We start from the raw sequence: 20944 nt of genomic DNA on the forward strand, positions 1-20944 counted from the left end.
CCCTCCACCGCGTTGGTGGAGGGGCCGGAGCTAGAACTGGTATTGCCGAGCGCTCAGCGGCGGCGGTCGGTATCGACGACGTCGACCCGCACCGGCTCCCCGCCGGCCAGGGCTGCCACCACGGTGCGCAGTGCACGCGCCGTGCGGCCCTGGCGGCCAATCACCCGTCCGAGGTCGTCCTGGTGAACACGCACTTCGAGGGTGTCCCCGCGGCGGTTGTTCTTGGAGCTGACCTTGACGTCATCCGGGGAATCAACGATTCCGCGGACCAGGTGTTCCAGCGCTTCTGCCAGCAATCTACTCAGCCTCGGTGGTCTCTGCTTCGGCCTCGGCAGGTGCTTCGGCTGCATCAGACTTGGATGCCTTCTTGGTGATGGCTTCCGGGATGATCACGGAACCCTTTTCCGGGGCAACGAAGGCTGCCTTCTCGGACTTGGTCTTCAGGGTGCCTTCCTGGCCCGGCAGGCCCTTGAACTTCTGCCAGTCACCGGTGATCTTGAGGATCGCGGCGACCTGCTCGGACGGCTGGGCGCCGACGGACAGCCAGTACTGGGCACGCTCGGAGTTGACCTCGATGTATGAGGGCTCTTCGGTGGGGTGGTACTTGCCGATTTCTTCGATGGCACGGCCGTCACGCTTGGTGCGTGAGTCCGCGACGACGATGCGGTAGTACGGTGCGCGCATCTTGCCAAAGCGCTTAAGGCGAATCTTTACGGCCACTGTTGTGGTCACTCCTGTTTCAGAAAAAGGGGGTGAACCCGGCTTTCTGCACCCGTGGGGCGGGCCATACTTGCAGGTTCGAAGGACAGGATCCTGACGCGGAGAGAGGGGCCACGCAGATCGAGTACCTGTTTATTGTGCCAGATCAGCGTCCGGATTTCGACTTGACACGTCCCGGCGCGGCCCCGCCCTGTCCGGACAGCAGATGGGCGGCAACGGCTCAGGCGGACCAGACGTAGAGGCCAGTGCGCTCCGAGTCAGCGAGTCCGCTGGCCATTTCAGCGAGCTGCCGCACGTAGGTGCGCGCCTGGGCGGCATCGAAGGGCATGTCATCCAGCGCCGCCCACTGCTCAGCCACGTCGTCGAGGACGTCACCCTCCCCTTCGGTTTCATAGGAGAGCAGGTCGGCCAAGGCGCGCACCATGGCGGGCGGAACGGCGAGGAGCGAATCGCTCGCCACGTCCACCATGGTCAGCTCATAGTCCGCCCCGCCGGCGTGGACGGCGGTGCCGGCGAGGTCACCGAGCTGCTCCACTTCAAAGTCGCTGATTTCCGGGATCCGGACCGCGTCGCCGGCAGGGGCGCTGCCGCCCTTGTCCAGGATGCCGCCGCGCTTCAGTGCGGCGTCGTGGGTGGCAACAAAGATTTCGGTGAAGCCCATGGGAAGTGCCCTCATTCCGTTGACGGTGCGGCCCGCCGGGATTCAGCGCGCGCTGCCCGGCAGTTCGGTTTCAGCCTAGTACAGGTACCGCCGGACTTTCCCGGCGCTGCCAGCCGGCGGCCCCACCCTTGAGGATGCACCAAACCCTGCCCGGGACGGCGCCGGTCAGCGAACTGCCACCCGGATCCGGTTGCGCCACGGATCCTCGAACCGGAGTTCGGCTCCGGTGTGGTGGGCGGCAACACCGGCAACCTTCAGGCGGTCGGCGAGGGCACCGACGTCGTCCCCCGACGGCACTTCAATGAGGACCTCACCCAGGCCCAGGGTGTCCTTCCGCGGCCCGGCGCCACGGCTGTTCCACACGTTCATGGCCATGTGGTGGTGGTAGCGGCCCGCTGAGACGAACAGGGCCTGACCGTGCCAGCCGGCGGTCTTTTCGAAGCCGAGGGTCCCCACGTAGAAGTCGCGGGCGGTCTGGACGTCGCCCACCTGGAGATGCACGTGGCCCACACCCGCAGCGGCGCCGCGCTGGTGTTCCAGGGACTCCTCGCTGAGGTGCTGCTCCAGGTAGCGCTGCGGCGGAAGGGCCAGGCTGTCCATTACCACGTCAGCGCCGTTCCAGGACCAGCTGCTGCGCGGCCGGTCCCAGTAGAGTTCGACCCCGTTACCCTCGGGGTCGGTGAAGTAGAAGGCCTCGCTGACCAGGTGGTCTGCGCTGCCGGTGAAGGAACGGGGTTCAAACCGGGCGGCCGAGGCGATGGTCGCGGCCAGGTCTGCCTGGTTCTCAAACAGCAGCGCAGTGTGGAAGAGGCCGGCCTCTCCCCTGCCCGGAAGGTCCAGGCCCGGAGCGGGCGCCAAGTGCACCAGCGGTTTCTGCAGCCGGCCGAGGTAGAGCCCGCCGTCCTGCTCCGCGACGACCTCCAGGCCGAGGGCCCGCTGGTAGTAATCGGTCATGACCTTCATGTCGCCCACCTTGAGCATCACTGTGCCCATGGCGAGGTCGGCAGGAAGGAGATCCTGGCTGGCGGCTTCTGCAGTCATTGATAACTCCCGGTGCTGTGGGGCCTTCCGATCCGGAGGCCTTTCACTGTTAAAATTACTTGAAGCTTCAATTTATTCCAAGTCCTAACTTGTGGCACCTCCCCGCCGGCTGCTTAGCGGACCACCTTCCCGCCCAGGACCACATGCGCCAGGTCACGGATCGTGTCCGGCACCTTTCGCGGGTCCTCCCTGCAGAGCACAACGTCAGCCCGTGCCCCTTCCGCAATCCCCTCCGCGCCCAGCCACGTCCGTGCACTCCAGCACGCCGCGTCCAGGGCGGCGGCCATCGGCAGTCCTGCCGCATGCAGGGCGAGGATTTCGTCGGCAATCCTGCCGTGCCTGATGACGCTGCCCGCGTCGGTTCCGGCGTAAATCCGCACCCCGGCCTCATAGGCCTCAAGCACCCGCTCCTCCCGCCGTTCCCACAGCGCACGCATATGCGCCGCATATTTGGGGAACTTGGGATCGGCCTGTGCCGCAATGTCCGGGAAGGTGGCGACGTTGACGAGGGTGGGCACGATGGGTACCCGCTGCTCCACAAAGCGGGGAAGGTGGCGGGGCAGAAGACCAGTGGCATGCTCCACGCAGTCGATGCCGGCGTCCAGCATGTCGTCCAGCGTCTCTTCGGCGAAACAGTGCGCCGTAACGCGCGCGCCCTCGTCGTGCGCGGCCAGGACGGCATCCCGGACGACGGCGGCAGGAAAGGACGGCGCCAGGTCACCGGCGCCGCGGTCAATCCAGTCCCCCACGAGTTTGACCCAGCCGTCACCGTCCCGGGCCTGCTTCCGGACGGCTTCCACCAGGCCGTCCGGCTCAACCTCTTCCGCGAATCCACGCAAATACCGCCGTGTCCGGGCAACGTGGCGGCCCGCGCGGATCAGCACCGGGACGTCGCGCCCGCCCTGCAGCCAGCGGGTGTCAACAGGGGAACCTGCGTCCCGGACCAGAAGCGTGCCGGCCATCAGGTCCGTCCGGGCCTGGTCCTCGGCGACGGACGCATCCACTGCGCCTCCCACGCCTAAACCGATATGGCAGTGTGCATCCACGAAGCCCGGCAGCACCCAGCCTGCAAGGATCCTGTCCGGCGCCTTCGCCGGTTGGCGGAACGTGAGCCTGCCGTCCACGGACCACAGCCCGCGGGCCTCGCTGTCCGGCCCGGTAAGGACGGTTCCCGTGAACTGGATGGTTTCTGCCATGGACTTTCCTCTCCTCGCCCGGACAGGCTAGCACCGCGAATGTGACAGGGGTGATTCGGTGTCTGTGGTAGCTTTCATCTTGACCACACGGGTGCCCCTGCAGGGGCTGAGATCGGGCTGATGCAGCCTGCGACCGTCGAACCTGTCCGGGTAATGCCGGCGAAGGAAGTGAGTATTCCTTGAGTACACAAAATGCACAGCTGAACCCTGCCCAAAACCGTCCTGCCCCGGGAGCGGCCGGCCACCAGCCACCGGAGACGCAGTCCCTGAAATCCCATTCATTGGCCTACCTTGAGGATGCCGGCACGGGGATCAGGGTCCCGGTGACGGAAATTGCGCTGGAAGCTTCCCCGAACGGAAAGCCGAACGGGCCGTTCCAGACCTACCGGACGGCAGGACCCGGCAGCGACCCCGTCCGCGGCCTCCGTCCCTTCCGGTCTGACTGGATCGAAGCACGCGGAGACACCGAGGCGTACAGCGGCAGGGAAAGGAACCTGCTCGACGACGGCCGCTCAGCTGTCCGCCGCGGCGCCGCCAGCGCCGAGTGGAAGGGAGCGCGCCCCGTGCCCCGCCGCGCCGTCGGCGGCCGGACCGTAACGCAGATGCACTACGCACGGCAGGGCATGATCACCCCGGAGATGCGCTTCGTGGCCCTGCGCGAGAACTGCGATGTTGAACTGGTCCGCAGCGAGCTGGCCGCGGGCCGCGCCATCATCCCCAGCAACATCAACCACCCCGAGTCCGAGCCAATGATCATCGGCAAGGCCTTCCTGGTGAAAATCAACGCCAACATCGGCAACTCGGCCGTCACCAGCTCCATCGCCGAGGAGGTGGACAAACTGCAGTGGGCAACGCAGTGGGGCGCCGACACGGTCATGGACCTTTCCACCGGCGAAGACATCCACACCACCCGCGAATGGATCATCCGCAACTCGCCCGTGCCTATCGGCACCGTCCCCATTTACCAGGCGCTCGAGAAGGTCAACGGGGAAGCCAATGCCCTTACCTGGGAGATCTTCCGCGACACCGTCATCGAACAGTGCGAACAGGGTGTGGACTACATGACCATCCATGCCGGCGTCCTGCTGCGTTACGTGCCCCTGACGGCCAACCGGGTGACAGGCATCGTGTCCCGCGGCGGTTCGATCATGGCAGGCTGGTGCCTGGCGCACCACCGGGAGAACTTCCTCTACACGCACTTTGACGAGCTCTGTGAAATCTTTGCCAAGTACGACGTCGCGTTTTCCCTGGGTGACGGGCTGCGGCCGGGGGCGACAGCGGATGCCAACGATGCTGCGCAGTTCGCCGAACTGGACACGCTGGCTGAGCTGACGGCGCGCGCCTGGGAATTCGACGTGCAGGTGATGGTGGAGGGACCGGGCCACATCCCGTTCCACCTGGTCCGGGAGAACGTAGAGCGCCAGCAGGAGCTGTGCAAGGGTGCGCCGTTCTACACACTCGGGCCGCTGGTCACCGACGTTGCGCCGGGCTACGACCACATCACCTCGGCCATCGGTGCCACCGAGATCGCACGCTACGGCACCGCCATGCTCTGCTACGTCACCCCGAAGGAACACTTGGGGCTGCCCAACAAGGACGACGTCAAGACCGGGGTGATCACGTACAAGATCGCCGCACACGCGGCAGACCTTGCAAAGGGCCACCCGGGCGCGCACGAGCGCGATGACGCGCTGTCCAAGGCGCGCTTCGAATTCCGCTGGCGCGACCAGTTCGCGCTGTCCCTGGACCCGGTCACGGCGGAAGCCTTCCATGATGAGACCCTGCCCGCGGAACCTGCCAAGACGGCGCATTTCTGTTCCATGTGCGGCCCCAAGTTCTGTTCCATGAGGATCAGCCAGGACATCCGGGACGAATTTGGCTCGGCAGAGTCGCAGGCAGCCCTGGCGGAGGCTGCTGCGGGGATGAAGGGCAAGAGCGAGGAATTCCGGGCGGCCGGCGGCAAGGTGTACCTGCCGGAGCCCCGTGTTGCCGCCGGAAGCTAGGGCGTCAGGAGGCCCGTGCCTGGACCCGGCTGGCATCGCCGATGAACGAGCGGATGATGCGGTCCCCCTCTATTGAATCCTGGGGCCGGTGTCCTCCCGCCGCAGTGCGGTGGAGGGCGCCGGTCTCCCGTAGGTAGCCCGCGATCTCTTCGTAGAGCGGCTCCCAGCCGCCCGTCAGGACGAGCGTCGGCACGCCCGGCACGATGTGCAGCGGCGCTTCCCACGGCGGCACCTGCAGCCGCAGCCGCCGGGCGGACCGCTTCTCTTCCACGGTGGCCGGGTGCTGCAGGTCCGTGGCGTAGACCCGGCGCACGAATTCCCGCTGGAAGTCGTCGTCGCTGAGTTGGTGCCGGACGTCCAGGAGCGGCTTCATCAACGCAATGTGCGCCGCCGTCGCCGGCAGTTCCGCGGTCAGGGAGAGGCATGCAGGTTCCACCAGCGTCAGCGAGTAGACAAGGTCGGGGCGTTCGACGGCGGCCATCATCGCTGCGACGGCACCTTGGGCGTGTGCCACGACGTGCCCGCCGACGGCGCCCCTCCCGTCGTCGGCAAGTGACCGCAGCAGGATCCCGGCGTCCTCTTCGAAGGAGGACTCCACCGGCTCTGCCACGGGGTCGTAGCCGTGGCGGCGCAGGAAGAGCGCGTCATAGGACAGTGCGAGGCCATGCTGGCGGGGCCAGGCCGCGGCGCCGAAGCTGCCCGCGCCGTGCACGAACACTACCCTCTGCTTGAACATGACCCAACCCTATTCCACGGCCCCGACATCCCAACTAAGTAGCGCCAAGTGTCGTTATGAACCGTCAAAACGACACTTGGCGCTACCTAGTTGGGAGGGGGGGATGGCTACTTGCCCAGGAACTTGTCGAAGCCCTTGGGCAGGTTCAGCTGGGACGGATCGAAGTCGCCCGGCTGCTGGCCGAACGCTGCGCCTGTCGGCAGAGCCTTGGCCGCGTTGGCCCGGCGGGCCTCGGCGTCCTTCCGCTCCTGGGCAGCCTTGGCCGGGTTGCCGGACTTCGCCTTCTTCTTGGGTGCGTTCTTTGCGTTTTTCCGCGCCCCGCCGCCGGCACCCGGCATGCCTGGCATCCCGGGCATGCCAGGCATTCCGCCCTGGGCCATCTTCTTCATCATCTTCTGGGCCTGGGCGAAGCGCTCCAGGAGGCCGTTGACCTCGGAGACGTGGACACCGGAACCGCGGGCAATACGGGCGCGGCGGGAGCCGTTGATGATCTTGGGCGCAAGGCGCTCATGCGGGGTCATGGACCGGACGATGGCCTCGACGCGGTCAATCTCGCGTTCGTCGAACTGCTCCAGCTGCTGGCGGATGTTCTGCGCCCCCGGCATCATCATGAGCATTTTCTTCATCGAGCCCATGTTGCGGATCTGCTGCATCTGGGCCAGGAAGTCCTCGAGGGTGAAGTCTTCCTGGTCGGCGAACTTCTTCGCCATCCGTGCGGCTTCGTCCTTGTCCCAGGATTTCTCCGCCTGCTCAATCAGCGTCAGGACGTCACCCATGTCCAGGATGCGCGAGGCCATCCGGTCCGGGTGGAACAGCTCGAAGTCATCCAGGCCTTCGCCTGTGGAGGCGAACATGACGGGCTTGCCGGTGACGGACGCCACCGAGAGCGCGGCACCGCCGCGGGCGTCGCCGTCGAGCTTGGACAGCACGATGCCCGTGAAGTTGACGCCCTCATCGAAGGCGAGCGCCGTGTTCACGGCGTCCTGGCCGATCATGGAGTCGATGACGAAGAGGACTTCGTTGGGCACAATGGCGCGGCGGATCTGGCGCGCCTGCTCCATCATGTCGGCGTCGACACCGAGGCGGCCGGCGGTATCCACGATGACGACGTCGTGGAGCTTCTGGCGGGCTTCCTCCACACCGGCGCGGGCAACGGCCACGGGGTCGCCGGCCGGGTGCTCGAGTTCGGAGGACGTGGCTCCCGGGTGCGGCGCGAACACCGGCACCTTGGCGCGCTGGCCCACCACCTGGAGCTGGGTGACCGCGTTGGGGCGCTGCAGGTCGCACGCCACCAGAATGGGGCTGTGGCCCTGGGCCTTCAGCCACTTGGACAGCTTGCCGGCGAGGGTGGTCTTACCGGCACCCTGGAGCCCGGCCAGCATGATGATGGTGGGGCCGTTCTTGGCCAGGCGGATCCGGCGGGTTTCACCGCCGAGGATCTCCACCAGTTCCTCGTTGACGATCTTAACGATCTGCTGGCTCGGGTTCAGCGCACCGGACACCTCGGAACCCAGTGCGCGTTCCCGCACCCGGCCGGTGAATTCACGGACAACTGGAACGGCAACGTCGGCGTCCAGGAGGGCACGGCGGATCTCGCGGACTGTGGCATCGACGTCGGCCTCGGAGAGCCTGCCTTTGCCCCGCAGATTCTTGAAGGTTGCTGTCAACCGGTCAGAGAGTGAATTGAACACGCGACGTGCACTTCTTTCAGTGGATGATCGGGACTCGACTATCTAGGGTACCAAGCCGGACCCCCAAGGTGGCATGCTGGCAAAATGACGAGCCAACCAACTGTGAAAACCCTCCTCATCCTCGGCGCTTCCGGCGACCTGACGGGCCGGCTGCTCCTGCCGGGCCTGGCGCGCCTGGCGGCTAAGGGCCACGCCACGGATCTGCGGCTCGTCGGTGCCGGGTCAGATCCCTGGACCCCTGAACAGTGGCGGGAAAGGGTTCACACCTCCTTCGAAGCGGCGGCCGGACCCGCAGCCCCCGAGGGAAAGGGCACCCTGCAGGCCCTTGAAAACGAGACGGTCTACCACCAGCTGGATGTCACCGCCGATGGCGCCTTGGCCTCGCTCCTTGCCGCGCTGGAAGGGCCCACCGCCGTCTATTTTGCCCTCCCGCCCAAAATCAGCCAGCTCGCCTGTGAAACGCTCAGGCCCGACCAGGTGCCGGCCGGCACGCGATTGGTGATGGAAAAGCCCTTCGGCTCAAGCGAGGAGTCTGCCCGGTCGCTCAACCAGACACTGGTCCGGCTGGTTCCGGAAGACCACATCCACCGGGTGGACCATTTCCTGGGCAAGGCCACCGTCCTGAACATCCTGGGGCTGCGGTTCGCCAACAACTTCCTGGAACCCGTCTGGGACCGCCACCACGTGGAAAAAGTGGAAATCATCTTTGACGAGGACCTCGCGCTGGAGGGACGCGCCCGCTATTACGACGGCGCCGGCGCGCTCCGGGACATGATCCAGAGCCACCTCCTGCAGATCATGGCGCTGATGGCCATCGAACCGCCGGCCAGCATCGGCGAACGGGACCTGCGCGACGCCATTTCAACAGTCCTGCGCGCCAGCAGGGTCCCGGAGCCCTACGCCGGTTCCACCCGCAGGGCACGCTACACGGCCGGTGAACTTGCTGGAAAAGAGGTCCCCGACTATGCCCGGGAGGAAGGTGTGGACGCGGCACGCGGCACTGAGACCCTGGCCGAGATCCAGGTGAACATCGACAACTGGCGCTGGAAGGGCGTCCCCTTTATTCTCCGTTCCGGCAAGGCTCTGGGCGCCAAGCGCAAGGAAGCCGTGGTCACGTTCCGCCCGGTGCCCCACCTTCCCCAGGGCTTCACCGGCGTTGACTCGCCGAACAAGCTGAGGATCGGCTTCGGACCGGACACCCTGGCATTCGACGTCGATGTCAATGGCCCCGGCAATATCTTCAGCCTGGGCCGCATCACCCTCGACGCAGAGCTGAGCGCTTCGGACCTCCTCCCCTACGGTGAAGTCCTGGAAGGCGTGCTCGCGGGCGATCCGTTGCTTTCCGTCCGCGGCGACACAGCTGAAGAATGCTGGCGCATTGTTGAGCCTGTGCTCACGGCCTGGCGGCAGGATTCCGTCCCGCTGGAAGAGTACGACGCCGGATCGGCCGGGCCCGCGGGCTGGCCGGGCACGGTGCCTGGAGACTAAGACCGGCTTCCGCCGCCGCAGCCAATCCACGCTTGCGGCAGAGTCTTGCGGCGGGGTATCGGCAGCACAGCGGAGCGGGCAGGAAAACCTTCCGGTTTCCTGCCCGCTCCGTGTTCTCCGTTGTAGTGCTTTGCCGCCCTAGATGGCCGCAACGCCCCGTTCACCGGTGCGGACCCGCACCGCCTCCGAGACATCCACGGTCCATACCTTGCCGTCACCCGCCCGGCCGGTGTTTGAGCTGGCGATGATGACATCCAGGATGTCGTCTGCCTGCTCGTCGGTGGCGAGGACCTCTACCCGGATCTTCGGCAGCAGGTCCACGTTGTACTCCGCGCCGCGGTAGACCTCGGTGTAGCCGCGCTGCCGGCCGTAGCCGCTCGCCGCGCTGACCGTCAGGCCCTGTACGCCGTAGGCCTCCAGCCCCTCACGGATGGCCTCGAGCTTTTCCGGCCGGACGATCGCAGTAATCAGTTTCATGCCCCCACGCTTTCCTTACCTGTTGCTGATTCGGTCTTCGCGGCTCCTGAAGTCTGTGCCGCGTCCGGTTGGGTCTTGCCGGTGATCATGTCGTGCAGGGGCTGGAAGCTTCCGCCGTGTCCCCCGACGCCGAACTCGTAGGCGGTCTCGGCGTGCAGGCTGAGGTCCACGCCCACGGTTTCCTGTTCCTGCGAGACACGGAAGCCCATGGTCTTGTGGATGGCCAGGGCGATGATCGCCGTCAGGATGGCGGAGTAGGCGATGGCGATGCCGGCCGCTGCGAGCTGCGCCCACATCTGGGTCATGCCGCCGCCGTAGAAGAGGCCGCCGCCAACGCCATCGGCGGGCAGTGCGATGAAGCCCAGGGCCACGGTGCCGATGATGCCCGAGACAAGGTGGACGCCGACGACGTCAAGTGAGTCATCGAAGCCCCAGCGGAACTTCAGTCCCACGGCGAGGGCCGAAGCCACACCAGCCACGATGCCGAGGCCGAGGGCGCCGACAGGGCTCACGTTGGCGCAGGCCGGGGTGATGGCGACGAGGCCGGCAACAACACCGGAGGCGGCACCCAGGGAAGTGGGGTGGCCGTCGCGGATACGCTCGGTGACCAGCCAGCCGAGCATCGCGGCAGCCGGGGCGGCAAGGGTGTTCACCCAGATGAGGCCGCCCTGCTCGGCGGTGGTGGCGGCACCGCCATTGAAGCCGAACCAGCCGAACCAGAGGATGGCTGCGCCGAGCATGACGAACGGGATGTTGTGCGGGCGGTGGTTCGGGTCCTTGCCGAAGCCCTTGCGGTTGCCGATGATGAGGACCAGGACCAGCGCTGCAACACCAGCGTTGATGTGGACCACGGTGCCGCCGGCGAAGTCGATGGCCGGGCCGAGGGCCTGGCCCACTGCACCTTCAGGACCGAACAGTCCGCCGCCCCACACCATGAAGGCCAGCGGGCAGTAGACAAGCGTGACCCAGACGGGCACGAAGACAGACCAGGCGCCGAACTTGGCGCGGTCAGCAATGGCGCCGCTGATGAGAGCGACGGTGATGATAGCGAAGGTGGCAGCGTAGCCGACCTTGATCAGTCCGTCCGGGGTGTCGATGCCCTCAAGGCCGAACGTGGCAAACGGGTTGCCCACGATCTGAAGGAAACCCTCGCCGGAGCTCATGGAGGCGCCCCAGAGGACCCAGACAACGCCAACCATGCCGATGGAGATGAAGCTCATCATCATCATGTTCAGCGCGGCCTTGGCCCGGGTCATGCCGCCGTAGAAAAATGCCAGACCGGGTGTCATGAACAGCACAAGCGCCGCCGACACCATGATCCATACGTGACCTGCGGTAAGTTCCATGGTGCACGCCTCTCTTATCGATTTGGTCGAATTTGCGGAGATGATCCGCCTGCCAACGCCTTTTGCGTCCTGTAACGAGTTTGTAGGCGCTGTGTTTCGGCCGCGGAGGATTTGTATTGCGGGGTTGTTACAACAACCTCTAGGAAGTAAATGGTGCATATCTGGCTTGTTACGGTTATGTTTCACCCCTCCCGCCGATGCACCCCGGACAAGTACCCAAGGACCCCTCAACCATGACGGCCGAACCCCGCGTGAGCCGCGCCACAGCGCGGATTCTCTCCCTGTTGCGTCCGGGCAGGCAAAAGCTGCCGCGCGACATCAAGGTGATGCTGGCCGCGGCCTTCCTTATTGCCCTTGGATTCGGTCTTGTTGCGCCCGTGTTGCCACAGTTCGCCACAACCTTCGGCGTGGGAAATACCGAGGCCTCGGTGATCGTGGCGATCTTCGCGTTCATGCGGCTGGTCTTCGCGCCGGCGGGCGGTGCACTGATCGGCCGGGTCGGCGAACGGCCCGTCTATGTCATGGGCCTGCTGATCGTGGCCGCCTCCACGGCTGCCTGCGCCTTCGCCCAGGACTATTGGCAGCTCCTGCTCTTCCGCGGGCTTGGCGGGGCCGGATCGGTGATGTTCACGGTCGCTTCGATGGCGCTGGTGGTGCGGCTTGCGCCGCCCGAGAGCAGGGGCCGCGTTTCCGGCGCCTATGCGTCGGCCTTCCTCATCGGCAATGTGTGCGGGCCGATCGTCGGCGGGCTGCTGGCCGGCTTTGGCCTGCGCGTGCCCTTCCTGGCGTACGCGGCCGCGCTGGTGATGGCCGCCGTCGTGGTTCAGACACAGCTAAGCCACCAGCGCCGGGGCGGCGGGGACGGGCAGGAGCGCGCACCGGACATGTCCCTGGGCGAAGCGCTTGCCATGGGCACCTACCGGACCGCCCTGCTGTCCAGCTTCGTGAACGGCTGGGCCACTTTTGGCGTCCGGATGGCCACTGTTCCGCTGTTCGCGGTTGCGGCCCTCGGAGCGGGACCCGAGGCAGCCGGGTTTGCACTGGCGGTGTTTGCCGCCGGGAACGCCGCAGCCCTCACCTTCTCAGGCCGGCTGGCTGACACCTTGGGCCGCAAGCCCATGATGATTGCCGGACTGATTGTTGCCGGGGCCGCCACCGCTGCCATCGGTTTTACGTCCGGGCTGGGCTGGTTCCTTGCCGCATCCGCCCTGGCGGGGGCCGGTTCCGGTCTTTTCGGCCCTGCCCAGCAGGCCGCCGTCGCCGACGTGATCGGCAACGGCCGCTCCGGCGGGAAAGTCCTGGCCGCCTACCAGATGACGTCCGACGTCGGCGCGATCGTTGGGCCCGTGCTGGCAGGTGTGCTGGCCGACCGGCTGGGCTACGGCTGGGCTTTCGGAGTCACCGGCGGCATCATGCTCGTGACCGCCGCGGGCTGGGCCGCCACCCGTGAGACCCTGCGCACGGCCCGGCCCTGAGCCCCCGGGCTAGTTCAGCAGCGCGTCTACAAAGGCCTCTGCATCGAAGGGGGCGAGGTCGTCCGCACCCTCGCCCAGGCCAATCAGCTTGACCGGGACTCCAAGGGTCTTTTGGATGGCGACGACGATGCCGCCCTTGGCGGTTCCGTCCAGCTTGGTCAGGACTATGCCCGTGATGTTCACGACCTCCGAGAAGACGCGGGCCTGGTTCAGGCCGTTCTGGCCGGTGGTGGCATCCAGCACCAGGAGGACCTCGTCCACGTCGGCCAGTTTCTCAATGACGCGCTTGACCTTGCCCAGTTCGTCCATGAGGCCCACTTTGTTCTGCAGCCTGCCGGCAGTGTCGATCATGACCACGTCCACTTCCTGGTCGATGCCGGCCTTGACTGCTTCATAGGCAACGGAGGCAGGATCGGCGCCGTCGATGTCCGACTTCACGGTGGGCACGCCAACCCGCTGGCCCCAGGTGGCCAGCTGTTCGGCGGCCGCTGCACGGAAGGTGTCCGCAGCTCCGAGGAGGACATCCTTGTCCTCGGCAACCAGGACGCGGGCGAGCTTGCCCACGGTGGTGGTCTTTCCCACGCCGTTGACGCCCACCACCATCATGACGGCCGGCTTGTCGGCGTGGCGCTGGACGTTGAGGGAGCGGTCCATGGTGGGGTCCACGAGCTTGATGAGCTCTTCGCGGAGCAGCTCTTTGACCTGCTCGGGGGTGCGGGTGCCCAGGACCTTGACCCGCTCGCGGAGTGCGTCCACGAGCTGCATGGTGGGTTCGGTGCCCAGGTCCGCCAGAAGGAGGGTCTCCTCCACTTCGTCCCACACGTTCTCGTCGATCTTGTCGCTTGAGAGCAGCGCCAGGAGTCCCTTGCCCATGATGTTGTTGGAGCGGACCAGACGCTGGCGCAGGCGGACCAGCCGGCCCGCCACGGGAAGCGGAGTCTCAACCGGAATGACCTCCAGCCCCGCGGCGTTGTCCGGGACCTCGGCGGTTTCCAGCCCCTCCACGTCCACCGCGTCCGGGGCTGTACGGTCCGCAACCGCGCCGGGCCTGTCCTCCACGGCAGTGCTTCCGCCCCGCGGCAGCACGGGGTCATTGGCATCGCGTGTGCCAGGGTACCGGGTGATGTTCTTCCGGGTCTTCATGAGAACCGGAATCAGCCCGCCGATAACCACCAGGGCAGCAAGAATGGACAGAATTATGGGAAGGATGTCATTCACTCCCCTAGCTTCTCATACGCGCGGGGGCGCCCTTCCGGGGCAGGCGTGCAGTTGACCTGCCGTTACACCCGGCCGGTCATACGTCGGCTCCGAGCCGCTGGCTGATCACCGTCGAGACGCCGTCGCCCCGCATCGTGACGCCGTAGAGCGCGTCCGCCACTTCCATGGTCCGCTTCTGGTGGGTGATGACGATGAGCTGGCTGGATTCCCGGAGTTCCTCGAAGACGGTGATGAGCCGGCCCAGGTTGGTGTCGTCCAGGGCAGCTTCCACCTCGTCCATGACGTAGAAGGGCGAGGGCCGTGCCTTGAAGATTGCCACCAGCAGCGCCACCGCGGTGAGCGAGCGTTCCCCGCCGGACAGGAGCGAGAGCCGCTTGATCTTCTTCCCGGCGGGACGGGCCTCCACCTCGATACCGGTGGTGAGCATGTCGGCGGGGTCTGTGAGCACCAGCCGCCCCTCGCCGCCCGGGAAGAGCCGGGCAAAGACCCTGACGAACTGGGCCTGGGTGTCTTCGAAGGCCTCGGTGAAGACGCGCTGGACGCGGTCATCCACCTCCTTGATGATGGCCAGCAGGTCCTTCCGGCTGGCCTTCAGGTCCTCGAGTTGGGTGCTCAGGAACTGGTGGCGCTCCTCAAGTGCGGCGAATTCCTCCAGTGCCAGGGGGTTCACCCGGCCCAGGCTGGCGAGGTCTCGTTCAGCCTTCCGCAGGCGCTTCTCCTGTTCTTCGCGGACGTAAGGCTTTTCCTCGACGATTTCCGCCCCGGCGCCGTCCACCGGAGCACGAAGGGCAGCCCATTTGTCGCCGCTTTCTTCGGCCGGAACCGGAACGGGAACGTCCGGTCCGTACTCGGCTGCCAGGGCGTCCGGGGTAATGCCCAGTTCGTCGATGGAGCGGGTTTCCAGTGCGTCGATTTGCGCCCTTTGCCGGGCCCGGGCGAGTTCGTCGCGGTGGACGTTGTCCGTGAGGTCGGCCAGTTCCCTCGCCAGGAGTTCATTGGCGGTCCGGATCTCCCCAAGGGCCTGGTCCCGCTGCTCACGGTTGTCTTCGGCAAGGTCACGTTCATACCGTGCCAGGTCCACGGACACGTCAACGTGGCGGAGCGCCACGTCGACGGCGGCGGACACGGCGGCTGCGCGCCGCGCCTGGATGCGGCGGACACGGGCGCGCTCCGCGGCTTCCTCCCGGGCCCGGCGCTCAGTGGCGGCGGCCCGCTCCAGTGAGGCCACGCGGTTCCTGGTGGCTGAGAGCTGCTCTTCGGCGCTGCGAAGCGCCAGCCGAGCCTCAACCTCTGCAGCGCGCGCGCGGGCCGCCGCCTGGGCCAGGGCGTCGCGGTGTTCAGTTGACGGCTCCTGCTCCGCGGGCGCTTCCTGTGCCGCCGCCAGGCGTGCGGCCACAGCTGCGAGCGCTTCCTCCTCTGCCGCCACGTTCTCCTCCGCCCTGGCCAGCGATGACGCCAGGCGGTCGCTTTCGCCGACGGCGCTGCGGAGCACGGAGTTCAGGTGGCCGAGGCGTTCAGCCACGGCTGCCAGCTTCGCGTCGGATTCGTGCAGCCTTTCCAGGGCGGCGTCGGCCCGATCCTGCGCCTCCGCGCGCTTTGCCTCGGCGGCCGCGAGGGCGAACCTGTTCCGCTCCAGGGCTGCCGTGACCGCCGCAAGCCGGCTCTCGGCGTCGTCCACTGCCGCCTGCACCTCGAGAAGCGACGGTGCCTTGGCCGAACCGCCGATGACCGACACTGCAGTGAAGACGTCTCCCCCGGTGGTGACGGCAGTCAGCCCGGGATGTCCCGCCACCAGGGCGGACGCTGCGTGGATGTCCGGGACAACTGCGGTACTGGCCAGCAGGTCGGCAACCAGGCCGGCGCAGGACGCGTCGCAGGTGGTGAGGTCCGCGGCCCAGCGCGCGCCCGGGGGAAGGGACATGCCTGTGCCGGCTGCGGGTCCAGCCGCAGCCCCTGCCGATCCGAGGAGCAGTGACGCCCGCCCGGCGTCGTCATCCTTGAGGAGCTGGAGCACCGCCGTTGCCGTCTCCGCGTCCCGGACCACGATTGCCTCCGAGGCCTCCCCCAATGCCGCGGCGATCGCAGTCTCGAACCCGGCTTCCACCGTAAGTCCGGCCGCGAGGGTTCCGACGATTCCATCGAGGCCCGCGTGCAGCGCGTGCCTTGCCCCGTCCTTCCGTTCCAGGCCCAGCTTCAACGCGTCACGGCGCGCCGCCAGGGCGTCGCGCTGCCGGACCCCCTCACTGACGGCTGATTTCAGGGCGGCGATTTCCTGGACCACGGTGTCGAGGGCCTCATTGGCGGCTTCGTAATCGGCGTCAAGGGATTCCTCTCCCTCCTCCACACCGGCCACTTGGTTTTCCAGGGCCGTGAATTCGGCCTGCGCACGCGCCCGGCGTTCGGTTCCTGCCGCAAGGGATTCCCGGAGCCTGCCCAGTTCCGCCTGGGCGGACTCAACGCGGGACCTCGCCGCCGCAACCTGGCCGGCCAGCCGGGCCAGGCCTTCGCGCCGGTCAGCCGCGGCCCTCAGCTCTGCTGTGAGCCGTTTGTCCTCTTCGAGCGCGGCACGCTCGGCCTCGGCCTTTGCGGCGCTTGCTGTGTCCAGGGCGCTGCGCCGGTCAAGGATGCTCCGCTCGAGCTCAGCCAGCTCCTCACGGACCTTGGCTGCCTGGCGTTCCAGTTGTTCCGGATCCCGGCCCGACGGCGGTGCCTCCACGGAGCCGAGGAGGCGGCTTCGTTCCTGTGCCAGGGAGCCCAGTGAACGCAGCCGCTCCCTGGCAGCGGACAGACGGTACCAGGCGTCCCGTGCGGCATTCAGCTGGGGAGTCGCTTCAGCTGCGAGTTGCTCCAGCTCGGCTTGCTGGCGGCGGCCGGCCTCAAGCTGCCCGCCGGCGAGGGCCCGCCGTTCTTTCAGGGCTGCTTCGTCCGCCACGTCCTGTTCGAGTGCCAGCTGGAGCTGGACGAGATCGTCGGCCAGCAGGCGGGCGCGGGCGTCGCGGACATCGAACTGGACCCGCTGCGCCCGGCGCGCCACTTCCGCCTGTTTCCCCAGCGGTGTGAGCTGGCGCCGGATTTCTCCGGTGAGGTCGGTGAGGCGCTGAAGGTTGGCCTGCATGGCCTCCAGTTTGCGCACGGTCCGTTCCTTGCGGCGGCGGTGCTTCAGGATTCCGGCGGCTTCCTCGATGAAGCCGCGCCGGTCCTCCGGCGTGGCATGGAGGACGCGGTCCAGCTGGCCTTGGCCCACGATGACGTGCATCTCGCGGCCCAGGCCGGAATCGGAAAGAAGTTCCTGGATGTCCAGCAGGCGGCAGCCTGCGCCGTTGATGGCGTATTCCGATCCACCCGTACGGAAAAGCGTCCGCGAAATGGTCACTTCGGCGTACTCGATGGGAAGGGCGCCGTCAGTGTTGTCTATGGTCAGGGAGACGTGGGCCCGGCCAAGGGGCGGCCGGCCTGACGTCCCGGCGAAAATGACGTCCTCCATCTTCCCGCCGCGGAGGGTTTTGGCACCTTGTTCGCCCATGACCCAGGCCAGGGCGTCCACCACGTTGGACTTCCCGGATCCGTTGGGGCCAACCACCGCAGTGACCCCCGGCTCGAAATTGAAGGTGGTGGCGGACGCGAACGACTTGAACCCCCGGACGGTCAGGCTTTTGAGGTGCAAGGCTTTTCGGATCTCCTGAGTGGCTGAGGCGGCTGCTTCGCTGTCCTCAATCTACTGGGTGGGGGCCCGAATTCCGGGATTCCCGCGGGCATTCTCACCAGCGCCCGTTCCGGGGACGGGGCTGGCAGACGGGACAGGTGTGCGAGGACCGGTTCATGAACTGCTCGCGGCGGATGACGGCGTGGATACCAGCCGCGGCGCAGCGTTTGCAGGGCTGCCCTTCCCGGCCGTAGGCGTTGAGGGACCGGTCAAAGTACCCGGAAGCGCCGTTGACGTTCACATACAGCGAATCAAAGCTGGTTCCTCCGGCGGCGAGGGCATCCAGCATGACCTGCCGGGCGCTGGCGAGCACCCTCTCCGCATCGGCACGCCGCAGGGTGTCGGTGGGGCGGGCGTAGTGCAGCCGGGCGCTCCACAGCGCTTCGTCCGCGTAGATGTTTCCGATTCCGGAGACCAGACCCTGGTCCAGAAGGGCCCGCTTCAAGCCGGTTTTGCGCTTGCGGAGGCGTCGGTAGAAAAGGTCGAAGCAGAAGGCGGGGTCCAGGGGGTCGCGTGCGATGTGTGACGCTTCCTCAGCTATCAAGGGCAGGGGCGATTCGGCAAGGCCGCCCGGGCCGCCGTCGTCCGTGGGAACCATCGCCGTGACGAACAGCCCGCCAAAGATCCGCTGGTCCACGAACCTCAGTTCTTCCGGCTTGCCGTCGCCGGGGCTGAGCCGGAAACGGACCTTCAGGTGCTTTTCGTCCGGGACGTCCCGGTCCTGCACCAGGAGCTGGCCGCTCATCCCGAGGTGGGCCATCAGGGCAACGTGGGGGCGTTCCACGGCTGGCGCCGGCGCTGCTCCGGCGGCGCCGTCCCCGTGGCTGCCTTCCACCAGCGGCATCCACAAGAACTTGCCCCGTCGAACGACGTCTGCAACTGTGGCGCCTTCCAGGTTGCCGGTAAAGTCCGCCGCGCCCAGGGCGTGCCGGCGCACCGAGCGTGGATCAAGGACCTCCACGGAGGTGATGGTCCGGCCGCGGACCCAGCTCACCAGGCCGCGGCGCACCACCTCAACCTCGGGAAGTTCAGGCATGGCGCTACTTGGCGGGGATGGAACCGGCGGACTTTTTTGCTCCCGCCGACGCGGAGAGCACCCGCCATGCGTCGGCCGCCGCCTCCTGCTCGGCTTCCTTTTTCGAGTGGCCGGAACCCTTGCCATAGGCGGTTCCGCCCACATGGAGGACGGCGGTGAAAGTGCGGGCATGGTCCGGCCCCGAGCCGTCCACGGCGTAGTGGATGGTGCCGAGCTGGCGGCTGGCCGCGAGTTCCTGGATGCTGGTTTTCCAGTCCGTTCCGGCGCCCAGGGCGGCCGCGTCCTTCAGCAACGGACCGATCAGGCGCATCACCAGCTGGCGTGCGGTCTCGATGTCGTTGGACACGTAGGTGGCACCAATGAGCGCCTCCATGGTGTCAGCGAGGATGGAAGCCTTGTTGTTGCCGTGGGTGAGCTTTTCGCCCTGGCCAAGGTAGATGTACTCCCCGATGCCCAGGCTGCGTCCAATGCCGGCAAGCGCACGGGTGCTGACGACGGCGGAGCGCCGCTTTGCGAGCTCACCTTCGGGCAGTTCCGGGTTGTCCCGGTACAGGGCATCGGTGACGGAGAACCCGAGGATGGAATCACCCAGGAATTCGAGCCGCTCGTTAGTGGGGATGCCGCCGTTTTCGTAGGCGTAGGAACGGTGTGTGAGCGCAAGACGAAGCGTCCCGGCGTCAATAGAGACACCGAGACGCTTCAGAAGCTCTTCAGTTGAAGACATCATGTCAGCCTGAGCGGCCGATTAGACGTCCGCGACCTTGCGTCCCTTGTACTCAAGGAACAGCGCAGTGCCGGCCGAGTCGGTGACGACCTTTGCCTGGTGCGGCAGGCTGTAGGTGACCTGGCCGTTCTCGACGGTCTTCACCAGGTGGGGGGCGGTCGCCTTCCACTGGGAGCGGCGGGCGCGGGTATTCGAGCGAGACATTTTCCGCTTGGGAACAGCCACGGCTAACTCATTTCTCTCTAGACAAACACGTACAAATCAATTTTGCCGGTCAGGCTTAGCCATATCAGCTAGGGCAGCCCAGCGAGGATCCAAGACCTCGTGGTGGTGCCCCGGCTCGTCTTCCAGGCGAACTCCACATTCGGAGCAAAGGCCCTGGCAGTCTTCCCGGCACACCGGCTGGAACGGCAGCGCGGTCACCACTGCGTCCCGCAACACCGGTTCAAGATCGATTACATCGTGCTCGACTCGACGTTGCTCTTCATCATCTTCTCCGTCCGAGAGCTCCACGCCCCCATAGAAGAAAAGTTCTTGCACATTGACCTCGAGGTCATACGCAAGGGGATCCAGGCATCGGCCGCATTCACCTGTTACCTCGGTGAGCACGGTTCCTGATACCAAAATTCCTTCGTGTACGGCTTCAAGCCTCAGATCCAGCTCGATATCCGAGCCTTCCTGAACGCCAATGAGCGCCACGCCAAGATCACCTGGCGCGGGTACATGTTCCTTCAGTGTCCGCATGCTTCCCGGGCTGCGCCCGAGGTCCTTGACGTCGAACGCCAGGGGCGAACCAGCATCTCTTTTAATGAGAACTCCTGTTGAACATATGACCGACGTACTATCTTAGCCTGAAGAGCCACAGGGACTCAAACCGGCCGGCAGGGAGTGCCGAAGTACCGGTCAAGCCTACCCCCTCGGCTGCTGGCCGGGGCCCGACTCGCCCGCAAGCATCCGCCGCTGCACCGAGCGGGGCACGTAGTCGGACACATTTCCCCCCAGGCCGGCCACCTCTTTGATGAGGGTGGAAGAAAGGTGGAGGTAATGGGCCTCCGCAGGCAGGAAGACCGTTTCAACGCCGCTGAGCTGCCGGTTCATGGTGGCCATGGGCAGCTCGTAGTCGAAGTCCGAGGAAGACCTGAGTCCCTTGACGATGGCCGAAACACCCCGCTGCCGGCAATACTCTGCGAGCAGGCCCTCCCCGACCGGTTCCACCACGATGCCCTTGAGCGAGGCGAGGGTTTCCCGTGCCATGTCCAGGCGCTCCTGGAGGGCGAACCTGTACTGCTTGGCCTGGTTGGTGGACACAGCCACGATGACCTCGTCAAAGAGGCCGGCGGCACGCGCAATAACCTCGAGATGGCCGTTGTGGATGGGGTCAAAGGATCCGGGGCAGACAGCGCGTCTCATGCTCCGAACCTACCCCATG

Annotated in this window: 19 protein-coding genes and 1 riboswitch; of the genes, 3 read left to right on the forward strand and 16 right to left on the reverse strand. The window is 66.5% G+C overall.

Features of this window, described 5'->3' with window-relative positions; all coding sequences use genetic code 11:
- Positions 1 to 53 precede the first annotated feature (53 nt).
- From C3B78_RS12000 to C3B78_RS12020, 5 genes are all read right to left on the reverse strand, one after another.
- Entirely contained in the window at positions 54 to 296 is a 243-nt protein-coding gene (locus C3B78_RS12000) for an RNA-binding protein (RefSeq protein WP_018759999.1), read from the reverse strand.
- Position 297: 1 nt separating this feature from the next.
- Positions 298 to 720: a 30S ribosomal protein S16 gene (gene rpsP, locus C3B78_RS12005; protein WP_104998279.1), complete on the reverse strand. Its 423-nt coding sequence runs from the start codon at positions 718 to 720 to the stop codon at positions 298 to 300.
- A 220-nt stretch (positions 721 to 940) separates the two neighbouring features.
- Complete coding sequence (locus C3B78_RS12010; RefSeq protein WP_199775413.1) at positions 941 to 1381, reverse strand: hypothetical protein; 441 nt, start codon at positions 1379 to 1381, stop codon at positions 941 to 943.
- Positions 1382 to 1546: 165 nt separating this feature from the next.
- Positions 1547 to 2422, reverse strand: coding sequence for a VOC family protein (locus C3B78_RS12015; protein WP_104998281.1), 876 nt, complete (start codon positions 2420 to 2422; stop codon positions 1547 to 1549).
- A 113-nt stretch (positions 2423 to 2535) separates the two neighbouring features.
- Positions 2536 to 3618, reverse strand: coding sequence for an amidohydrolase family protein (locus C3B78_RS12020; RefSeq protein ID WP_104998282.1), 1083 nt, complete (start codon positions 3616 to 3618; stop codon positions 2536 to 2538).
- Between the two features lie 77 nt (positions 3619 to 3695).
- Positions 3696 to 3803: riboswitch (TPP riboswitch) on the forward strand.
- Here C3B78_RS12020 and thiC point away from each other — a divergent pair.
- On the forward strand, positions 3798 to 5621 hold the full coding sequence (thiC, locus tag C3B78_RS12025; protein ID WP_104999758.1) for a phosphomethylpyrimidine synthase ThiC: 1824 nt from the start codon (positions 3798 to 3800) through the stop codon (positions 5619 to 5621). Its footprint overlaps the riboswitch before it by 6 nt.
- A 4-nt stretch (positions 5622 to 5625) precedes the next feature.
- On the opposite strand, the gene C3B78_RS12030 is transcribed toward thiC, so the two are convergent.
- Both C3B78_RS12030 and ffh read right to left on the reverse strand, forming a co-directional pair.
- On the reverse strand, positions 5626 to 6357 hold the full coding sequence (locus tag C3B78_RS12030; RefSeq protein WP_104998283.1) for an alpha/beta fold hydrolase: 732 nt from the start codon (positions 6355 to 6357) through the stop codon (positions 5626 to 5628).
- A gap of 107 nt (positions 6358 to 6464) precedes the next feature.
- Positions 6465 to 8048, reverse strand: a complete 1584-nt coding sequence (gene ffh / locus C3B78_RS12035; RefSeq protein WP_104998284.1) for a signal recognition particle protein — start codon at positions 8046 to 8048, stop codon at positions 6465 to 6467.
- A gap of 84 nt (positions 8049 to 8132) precedes the next feature.
- Between ffh and C3B78_RS12040 the strand changes: the two genes are divergently transcribed.
- Positions 8133 to 9536, forward strand: coding sequence for a glucose-6-phosphate dehydrogenase (locus tag C3B78_RS12040; protein WP_104998285.1), 1404 nt, complete (start codon positions 8133 to 8135; stop codon positions 9534 to 9536).
- 138 nt (positions 9537 to 9674) lie between these two features.
- Here the strand turns inward: C3B78_RS12040 and C3B78_RS12045 are convergent, their stop codons facing one another.
- The gene (locus C3B78_RS12045) at positions 9675 to 10013 is read right to left on the reverse strand and encodes a P-II family nitrogen regulator (RefSeq protein WP_013601408.1); all 339 of its coding nucleotides are present in this window, start codon (positions 10011 to 10013) and stop codon (positions 9675 to 9677) included.
- Positions 10010 to 11359 carry an ammonium transporter gene (locus tag C3B78_RS12050; RefSeq protein ID WP_104998286.1) on the reverse strand — a complete coding sequence of 450 codons (1350 nt, stop codon included), beginning with the start codon at positions 11357 to 11359 and terminating at the stop codon, positions 10010 to 10012. Before C3B78_RS12050 ends, C3B78_RS12045 begins: the two co-directional genes overlap by 4 nt.
- Before the next feature lie 233 nt (positions 11360 to 11592).
- Here C3B78_RS12050 and C3B78_RS12055 point away from each other — a divergent pair, with 233 nt between their 5' ends.
- Entirely contained in the window at positions 11593 to 12834 is a 1242-nt protein-coding gene (locus C3B78_RS12055; protein WP_104998287.1) for an MFS transporter, read from the forward strand.
- A gap of 9 nt (positions 12835 to 12843) precedes the next feature.
- Here the strand turns inward: C3B78_RS12055 and ftsY are convergent, their stop codons facing one another.
- The 7 genes from ftsY to coaD form a co-directional block, all read right to left on the reverse strand.
- Positions 12844 to 14052, reverse strand: coding sequence for a signal recognition particle-docking protein FtsY (gene ftsY, locus C3B78_RS12060; RefSeq protein WP_104998288.1), 1209 nt, complete (start codon positions 14050 to 14052; stop codon positions 12844 to 12846).
- A 76-nt stretch (positions 14053 to 14128) separates the two neighbouring features.
- Positions 14129 to 17716 (reverse strand): chromosome segregation protein SMC, encoded by a 3588-nt coding sequence (smc, locus tag C3B78_RS12065; protein WP_199775243.1) that lies wholly within the window; start codon positions 17714 to 17716, stop codon positions 14129 to 14131.
- Positions 17717 to 17810: 94 nt separating this feature from the next.
- Positions 17811 to 18791, reverse strand: coding sequence for a bifunctional DNA-formamidopyrimidine glycosylase/DNA-(apurinic or apyrimidinic site) lyase (gene mutM / locus C3B78_RS12070; protein WP_104998289.1), 981 nt, complete (start codon positions 18789 to 18791; stop codon positions 17811 to 17813).
- A 4-nt stretch (positions 18792 to 18795) separates the two neighbouring features.
- Positions 18796 to 19515 (reverse strand): ribonuclease III, encoded by a 720-nt coding sequence (gene rnc, locus C3B78_RS12075; RefSeq protein ID WP_104998290.1) that lies wholly within the window; start codon positions 19513 to 19515, stop codon positions 18796 to 18798.
- 21 nt (positions 19516 to 19536) lie between these two features.
- A complete protein-coding gene (rpmF, locus tag C3B78_RS12080) occupies positions 19537 to 19740 on the reverse strand; it encodes a 50S ribosomal protein L32 (RefSeq protein ID WP_009356569.1) in 204 nt (67 codons plus the stop codon).
- A gap of 36 nt (positions 19741 to 19776) precedes the next feature.
- Positions 19777 to 20301 (reverse strand): YceD family protein, encoded by a 525-nt coding sequence (locus C3B78_RS12085; protein ID WP_104998291.1) that lies wholly within the window; start codon positions 20299 to 20301, stop codon positions 19777 to 19779.
- A 123-nt stretch (positions 20302 to 20424) separates the two neighbouring features.
- Complete coding sequence (gene coaD / locus C3B78_RS12090; protein ID WP_104998292.1) at positions 20425 to 20925, reverse strand: pantetheine-phosphate adenylyltransferase; 501 nt, start codon at positions 20923 to 20925, stop codon at positions 20425 to 20427.
- Positions 20926 to 20944: the final 19 nt, after the last annotated feature.

This window comes from Arthrobacter sp. PGP41 (genome assembly GCF_002953935.1).
Classification (GTDB): domain Bacteria; phylum Actinomycetota; class Actinomycetes; order Actinomycetales; family Micrococcaceae; genus Arthrobacter.

Coding starts and splice junctions, on each gene's coding strand:
- C3B78_RS12010 (WP_199775413.1), bottom strand. CDS start 1,381: ATGGGCTTCACCGAAATCTTTGTTGCCACCCACGACGCCGCACTGAAG.
- C3B78_RS12015 (WP_104998281.1), bottom strand. CDS start 2,422: ATGACTGCAGAAGCCGCCAGCCAGGATCTCCTTCCTGCCGACCTCGCC.
- C3B78_RS12020 (WP_104998282.1), bottom strand. CDS start 3,618: ATGGCAGAAACCATCCAGTTCACGGGAACCGTCCTTACCGGGCCGGAC.
- C3B78_RS12030 (WP_104998283.1), bottom strand. CDS start 6,357: ATGTTCAAGCAGAGGGTAGTGTTCGTGCACGGCGCGGGCAGCTTCGGC.
- C3B78_RS12040 (WP_104998285.1), top strand. CDS start 8,133: ATGACGAGCCAACCAACTGTGAAAACCCTCCTCATCCTCGGCGCTTCC.
- C3B78_RS12045 (WP_013601408.1), bottom strand. CDS start 10,013: ATGAAACTGATTACTGCGATCGTCCGGCCGGAAAAGCTCGAGGCCATC.
- C3B78_RS12050 (WP_104998286.1), bottom strand. CDS start 11,359: ATGGAACTTACCGCAGGTCACGTATGGATCATGGTGTCGGCGGCGCTT.
- C3B78_RS12055 (WP_104998287.1), top strand. CDS start 11,593: ATGACGGCCGAACCCCGCGTGAGCCGCGCCACAGCGCGGATTCTCTCC.
- mutM (WP_104998289.1), bottom strand. CDS start 18,791: ATGCCTGAACTTCCCGAGGTTGAGGTGGTGCGCCGCGGCCTGGTGAGC.
- rnc (WP_104998290.1), bottom strand. CDS start 19,515: ATGTCTTCAACTGAAGAGCTTCTGAAGCGTCTCGGTGTCTCTATTGAC.
- coaD (WP_104998292.1), bottom strand. CDS start 20,925: ATGAGACGCGCTGTCTGCCCCGGATCCTTTGACCCCATCCACAACGGC.